Annotated in this window: 6 protein-coding genes and 1 pseudogene; 3 read left to right on the top strand and 4 right to left on the bottom strand. The window is 45.5% G+C overall.

What is annotated here, in order from left to right; translation table 11 throughout:
• Positions 1–253: 253 nt before the first annotated feature.
• Positions 254–706, top strand: coding sequence for a GNAT family N-acetyltransferase (locus ACYQ2O_RS09675; RefSeq protein ID WP_459770757.1), 453 nt, complete (start codon positions 254–256; stop codon positions 704–706).
• 63 nt (positions 707–769) lie between these two features.
• Here ACYQ2O_RS09675 and ACYQ2O_RS09670 read toward each other — a convergent pair whose 3' ends face one another.
• From ACYQ2O_RS09670 to ACYQ2O_RS09655, 4 genes and pseudogenes are all read right to left on the bottom strand, one after another.
• Entirely contained in the window at positions 770–1780 is a 1011-nt protein-coding gene (locus tag ACYQ2O_RS09670; protein ID WP_459783774.1) for a sodium:calcium antiporter, read from the bottom strand.
• Between the two features lie 237 nt (positions 1781–2017).
• Positions 2018–2746, bottom strand: a pseudogene (locus tag ACYQ2O_RS09665) (MIP/aquaporin family protein).
• A gap of 34 nt (positions 2747–2780) precedes the next feature.
• Complete coding sequence (locus ACYQ2O_RS09660; RefSeq protein WP_459770754.1) at positions 2781–4442, bottom strand: FAD-dependent oxidoreductase; 1662 nt, start codon at positions 4440–4442, stop codon at positions 2781–2783.
• A gap of 121 nt (positions 4443–4563) precedes the next feature.
• Positions 4564–4779, bottom strand: a complete 216-nt coding sequence (locus ACYQ2O_RS09655) for a cadmium resistance transporter (RefSeq protein WP_459796500.1) — start codon at positions 4777–4779, stop codon at positions 4564–4566.
• Between the two features lie 8 nt (positions 4780–4787).
• On the opposite strand from ACYQ2O_RS09655, the gene ACYQ2O_RS09650 reads away from it, so the two are divergent.
• Both ACYQ2O_RS09650 and chrA read left to right on the top strand, forming a co-directional pair.
• Positions 4788–5051: a hypothetical protein gene (locus ACYQ2O_RS09650; protein ID WP_459796499.1), complete on the top strand. Its 264-nt coding sequence runs from the start codon at positions 4788–4790 to the stop codon at positions 5049–5051.
• Positions 5052–5121: 70 nt separating this feature from the next.
• The gene (gene chrA / locus ACYQ2O_RS09645; protein ID WP_459796501.1) at positions 5122–6300 is read left to right on the top strand and encodes a chromate efflux transporter; all 1179 of its coding nucleotides are present in this window, start codon (positions 5122–5124) and stop codon (positions 6298–6300) included.
• Positions 6301–6540: the final 240 nt, after the last annotated feature.

The raw sequence follows: 6540 nt of genomic DNA, 5'->3' as shown, positions 1-6540 counted from the left end.
AAGTCCAATGGGACAACTGAAGAAAATGTTTGGGTAATGAAACACACAGAATGAGCCATTTTAATATTAAAATTGAAGAGTTACCATCTCTAGAAAAAAAGTTTCCGCCAAAGTCTTGACACATACATTTTCAAAAAATGATTTGACCTTTTTATTTAAAGATGTATACTATGTGTGTGGATCTCATATATGTTCCGTTGAATACGGGCGTATGTGGGATATATTTGACTAAAAAGGAGATTGACACAACTAAATGTGGCAGTATAAACAATTTGAAGAATTAAGTGCACGTGACTATCATCAAATCGTTAAAGAACGCACAAAAGTGTTTGTTGTCGAACAAGGTTGTGCCTATCAGGAAATCGATGACATCGACCTGCACGCTGTTCATCTGATCAAACGTCAAAAAGGAACAATCAAGGCCTATGCCCGAATCTATAAGCAGGATAAAAAAATGCGTATCGGACGCGTACTCGTTCCTCAGGAATTCAGAAGCGAAGGACACGGACGTGAACTGCTGAAAATTGCACTGGATTATATTATATGCAAGTACCCTAAAGCCGAAATCGAAATTCAGGCTGAAGCCTACCTTAAAGATTTTTATGAATCCTTTGGCTTCCGTGCAATTTCAGATTTATATTATGATGAAGAAATCGGACACTACGACATGGAACTGAAAAAAGAAGAACCTGTCGTCCACGTTTAATTTTAAACTATGACAAAGCAGCAGCCCCCTATGATTATTTTAGGGAGCAGCTGCTTTTTTTTGTTAGATAAAATTGAAGAAAAGATACACGGCGTAGATGAGAGCAAGCAAGATGCCTTGCCCTTTGTTTATCGATTCTACTCGTTTCGACAGAATCGGGATGCTGAGCAGGATGAAGATAAGGATCAGAATCGGGAACTGAAGCAGATAATAACTCTGCGGCACCGCAACCCCGCCGGGCAGGATACTGATCGTCGTACCCATGACAAGCAGCAGGTTCATCATATTGGCGCCCAGAACATTACCGATCGCCAATTCCCCATGGCCGTACCTTACAGCGACTAAAGTCGTTGTCACTTCCGGTACGCTTGTCCCGAAGGCAACCAGTGTTGACGAAATGACCGTATCAGGTATTCCCAGGCGTGCGGCTCCAACTTCAGCTGAAGCGACAAGCAAAGTAGCTCCTGCCGTCACACCCAGCGAGCTGGCTGCGAGTATAATAATGGATTTCAACAGGTTACCTTGTTCTGTTGGTCCATCAGCTTCATTATCCGCTTCATCCGGGAGCTCTTCCATCAGATGATCCGGTTTCTGCTTCACGGTGTACCAGAGATACAGCGGAAGAATAACAAGCAGAGCCCCACCGCTCCATCTAGGAAGCAGTCCACCGGTTTCGTTCATTCCAGCTATAAAACTGGTCCCGATAAACAGAAGGGACAGACCGCTCATGAACAGGAAGGTCTGCTGCATGCCTTTCTTTACCGGGATGATTCCTCCAAGGGCACCAATCCCCAGAACCAGGGAGGCGTTAGTGATCATTGATCCGATGGCATTCCCCAGCCCAAATTCACCATTCCCTCCAATCGCCGCAGCAAGTGAGGAAGCAACTTCCGGAAGAGTCGTGCCAATGGAAAGAACAGTGGCTCCGATCACCACTTTTGACAAGCCGAGCTTAAGAGAAAGCTCCACTGCCTTATCGATCAGCTGATCCGCAGACTTGGATAGAATGACTAAGGACAAAATAAATATAAGTATAATAATGCTCAAATGAAAATCTTCGATGTAACCAGCCAACACACACGCCTACTTTCTGATTTGTACTATTTATCAATAGTATAACAGAATACAGGGGCCTAAAGATTAATAAGGTTATTAGAATGTCTATGCGCCTGACTCTCGGTTGTTTAAACACAAGCCTGCTCGTTCAACCATACAGACACTCTAAATCTATATCCTATCTGAAACTAAAAACCTTCTTAAAGACAACTGATGTCTAAAAGAAGGTTCGTCTTATGACTTATTATTGTGTGTTTACCTCACGCTACTGATCAGCAGGAAGCCAAGCCCACCGATAACAGAGCCTATGAACGGCCCCAGAACCGGAATCCAGGCGTAAGCCCAGTTTGACGCCCCTTTGTTGGCCACTGGTAGAACCGCATGAGCAATCCTCGGACCCAAATCCCGCGCCGGATTGATGGCATATCCCGTCGTTCCGCCTAATGAGAGCCCGATTGTCAGAATCAATAGACCCACGATCACCGGGTTCAGCCCTTCTGTAAATTCGCCTTGAGTGAATGCCAGCAGAGCATAGACCAGAAAGGCCGTAGCCATCGCTTCACTAACAATATTCCATCTATTTTTCTTTATAGCCGGCGAAGTGGAGAAGACACTTAAGATTGCATCTTCATCTGAAGTTTCTGCGAAATGTGGATAATAATGCAGCCAGACCAGTGTCGCACCTAAAATTCCGCCGATGATTTGTACCACTATATAAGGCAGCACGAGCGCCCAGTCAAACTGTCCGGCTGATGCCATACCAAGTGTCACGGCCGGGTTCAGATGAGCCGGCGACAGTCAGCCGATTGAATAGACGGCCATTGTCACAGCCAGCCCCCATCCAATCGTAATGTGCAGCCAGCCTGTGTTGAATGATTTTGTTTTGTTCAGTACATTTCCTGCTACGACACCATTTCCGATATAAATCAGAATGGCAGTCCCGAAAAATTCCCCTGTCAATTGTTGTAATACTGAAGTGTCCATACTGTCTCCCTTTGGTCGTTAGTTGAATGAATGATTAATTTTCAATTGCATCCATGTAATAGTGAAAGTTCGTGTTGCCTCCAGATAATACGTACACCTCTTTAAACCCGATATTTAAAAGTAGATTCTGTGCTGTATTGCTGGTCACGCCTTTATTGCAGTATACCACTGTCGGCAATGAACGGTCCAGGTCAGCGACACCTTTACGTAAATCAGGCATTGGAATGCTGACGGCATTATCGACATGCCCTTTCGCATACTGTTTAGGCGAACGGACGTCGATCACTTGAAGCGCATCATTAGCTTTCTGACGGGTGATCAGTTCTTCAGGTGTCATGACCGGAAGCTGCTCTCTTGCATTTTCCAGCACCATTCCCGTATACATGACCGGGTCTTTTGTTGTGCTGAATGGCGGGGCGTATGCCAGATCCAAGTGGAACAGGTCTTCCGCATTGGCTTCAAAAGTGATGGCGGTCGCAAACACATCGATACGCTTGTCCACGCCTTCCGGTCCGACGATCTGAGCGCCCAGGAATCGACCGCTTTCTCTGTCGGCAACACCTTTGATGATCATATTCTGGCCACCCACGTACTCGGCATGCCCCGGTTTGATGTTGTGAATGACTACTGGATCGAAGCCTGCTTTTTCAGCTTCTGCAGCAGACAGACCTGTATAGCCCACAGTCAAGTCGAACAACCTGAAAATGCCGGTCCCTATCGTTCCTTTGAATGACAGCTTGCCTCCTGTCATGTGGTCCCCTGCAATACGGCCCATCTTGTTTGCTGTAGAACCAAGCGGGTGATAAATCGGCTGTCCTGTTACACGATGGAAACTTTCAGCTACGTCTCCTACAGCATAGACATCTTCTACAGATGTGCGCATAAATTCATCGACTTTTACTGCCCCCGTTTCACCTAGTTTGATCCCTGTTTCTTTAGTCAGGAACGTGTTCGGACGGACACCGACAGCCAGGATGACTAGATCTGTCTCAATATCTGCGCCTTTATCAGTCGTCAGAACGGCCGCTTTCCCGCTGCCCTCAATTGTCTGAACTTTATCACTTAAGTGCAGCTTAACGCCTTTGTCCTTGAGTTTCTTTTCAATATGATAAGCCATATCCGGATCGATTTTAGGAAAAACCTGAGACGCCAGTTCGACTACTGTCACGTTCATTCCTTTTTCTGTCAGCTGTTCCGTCATTTCCAGACCGATAAACCCTGACCCGACAACCGTCACGTGCTTAGTGTCATTCTGTTTCATGTAAGCATCAATAGCTTTCGTGTCAGCCATCGATTTCACGTGAAAGATGTTGCTGTAAGAATCCAGGCTGAACGGAGACGGCGCTAGAGAATAAGATCCTGTAGCTAGAACCAGTTTGTCGAATGTTTCACGGAACCCCTTGCCTTCTTTTTTATTGTATACCTCAATTTCTTTTACTGAAGGATGGATCGCTTTGACATGGTGGCCTGTATGGATATCGAAATCAAATCGTTTCTTGAACCACTGAGCATTTCTTGGGATGAGCGTGTCCACTGAGTCGACTTCTCCGCCTAAAAAATACGGCATCCCGCAGACTGAGTATGATATATCTTCTCCAGATTCATATACGACAATCTCAGCTGTTTCATCATTACGTCTCGCTTTTGCGGCAACAGACGTCCCCGCAGCTACCGATCCAATCACTACTATTTTCATTTGTTTCCTCCTCGTATACCTGGCATTCCAACATAAGCCTCCTTTTCAGTTTAGCAAATGCCCTTATACCTGTCTATCACAGTTTTTTTCCTTTATGTAAATGTTCTGTAAAGGAAAGAGACTAGCTGAACAGCCATCCAACCGTCTCATTTTCCAGCATAATATTTAGCCCAAGAGCGACGAAGACTAGTGATTCGATCCATCGTTCATACTTTTCAATAAATGCGTTGATCCGTCTCACTTCAGATATCTTATAAGCAGCACCAACCATTAATACCAACAAAGCGTAATATACAAACAGCGTCAGAACCAGCTGTGACCAGTCGAATCGAGGCAAATAGAGGAATGTATATACCTAAGTTATCTCCGCCAAACGGCAGATATAATACTAATATACTCCCGTTTGCTGTGGTCAGTCCGGCTGAACAACAGGACCAGCACGATAATATGATCAATACTGGTTCCAATATACGACAATACCGCTGTCACAAGCGCTTCGCCCATTCTGCTCACCCCAGTTTCAAATCGTTTTGTCCAGTTTATCAGTTACTGATGCCGTTAGCTACAGTAACACCGGCTTATGTAAAAAGTATGTCAATTATTGAATAGTCTATTCTATTAAGGGAGCTTTTTTATTATACTGATAAGAGCTAGTTGAGGGAGAATTAATTTGAGTGAAATGAAAAAGAACGTGCCCTGGTCGACGTTTTTAAAAGATGTTCTGGTCTGCTCGCTGGGTGCATTCGGCGGACCTGAAGCACACTACGGTGTATTTACGGACCAGATGGTACTGAAAAAAGAGTATTTGACTGAGGAAGATATTGTGGAGCTGATGGCTTTGTGTGCCTTTCTTCCAGGTCCGAGCAGTACACAGACGATCATTGCCATCGGATATAAAATAGGCGGACCGCTGCTTGCCTTGCTGACGATGCTTGTATGGGCTCTTCCTGCACTGGCGATCATGACTACCTTATCCTTCCTGTATCAGTTTCTGGATGTCTGGAACATCTCGCCGGACGTGCTCCGCTATGTCGGACCGATGGCGGTCGGGTTCATCATATTGGCTGCGTACAAAATCGGGAAGAAGGTCGTCTACGATAAATTGACGCTGCTCCTTTTCCTGTTCGGAGCGATAACCACTTACTTTATACGATCGGCTTGGATTTTTCCATTGGTATTCTTGATCGGTGGACTGCTCACCCTGTCGATTACGCGCGAGAAAGATCTGTGGTATAAAGTTAAACTGAATCCACCATACAAATATATGGCATTGTTCATTTTCTTTACTTTGGGTAGTATGCTTGCTGCCTTTCTATTTGAAAATCAGTTGGTCAGTTTGTTTGAACGCTTTTATCGTTACGGATACTTAGTTGTTGGTGGCGGTCAAGTCGTCATTCCTCTAATGTACACCGAACTTGTTGATGTCAATGCATTCATGAGCAGCGACCAGTTTCTGACTGGATACGGTCTCGTTCAGGGGATGCCTGGTCCGATGTTCAGCTTCAGCGCCTATGCTGGCGGGATGGCTGTTCAGAACCCGACCGTGTTGACACAGATCCTTGGTGCACTTGCCGGTGGGATCGGGATTTTCCTACCTGGTGTCCTTCTGATTTATTTCGTCTATCCAATGTGGGAAAGACTTAAGCTAGTCAAAGGCTTCCGTGTCGCTCTGAAAGGAGTGACTGCTGTTGCAGGAGGACTAATCGCTGTTGCGGCTGTCATCATCATCCAGCAGAGCGGGCCGACCTGGTACAATTTGCTTGTGACGTTGTTTACACTCGTTCTACTATACACTAAGAAAGTACCCGTGCCGGTCATTGTGGGTACAGTTATTCTTTTAGGCTTTATTACCTCCTGAACCGTTCAACTTGAATTGCAGCACTAGTGAACTACCCACCACTTAAATCCTTTGGATTTTGAAGTGGGGGCTTCCTACGAACTCCATTCTTGTCTGCACAGACTTCATACAGGCAGAGGAATCGGATAGGGGTAGGCTCAAAAGGCAGTCCCTGCCTCATTGATTTTCTTTTACTTGGCCAATGCCAAGAGGTTTTTGCTGGCATTGATATCTCTGTCAAGGTATTCCCCGCATTTCGGG

The sequence above is a fragment of the Alkalibacterium sp. m-11 genome (assembly GCF_054658155.1).
The sequence above is the reverse complement of the archived record's forward strand: the minus strand, read 5'-3'. Positions and strand labels throughout refer to the sequence as shown.

Coding starts and splice junctions, on each gene's coding strand:
- chrA (WP_459796501.1), top strand. CDS start 5,122: ATGAAAAAGAACGTGCCCTGGTCGACGTTTTTAAAAGATGTTCTGGTC.
- ACYQ2O_RS09650 (WP_459796499.1), top strand. CDS start 4,788: ATGTATATACCTAAGTTATCTCCGCCAAACGGCAGATATAATACTAAT.
- ACYQ2O_RS09675 (WP_459770757.1), top strand. CDS start 254: ATGTGGCAGTATAAACAATTTGAAGAATTAAGTGCACGTGACTATCAT.
- ACYQ2O_RS09660 (WP_459770754.1), bottom strand. CDS start 4,442: ATGAAAATAGTAGTGATTGGATCGGTAGCTGCGGGGACGTCTGTTGCC.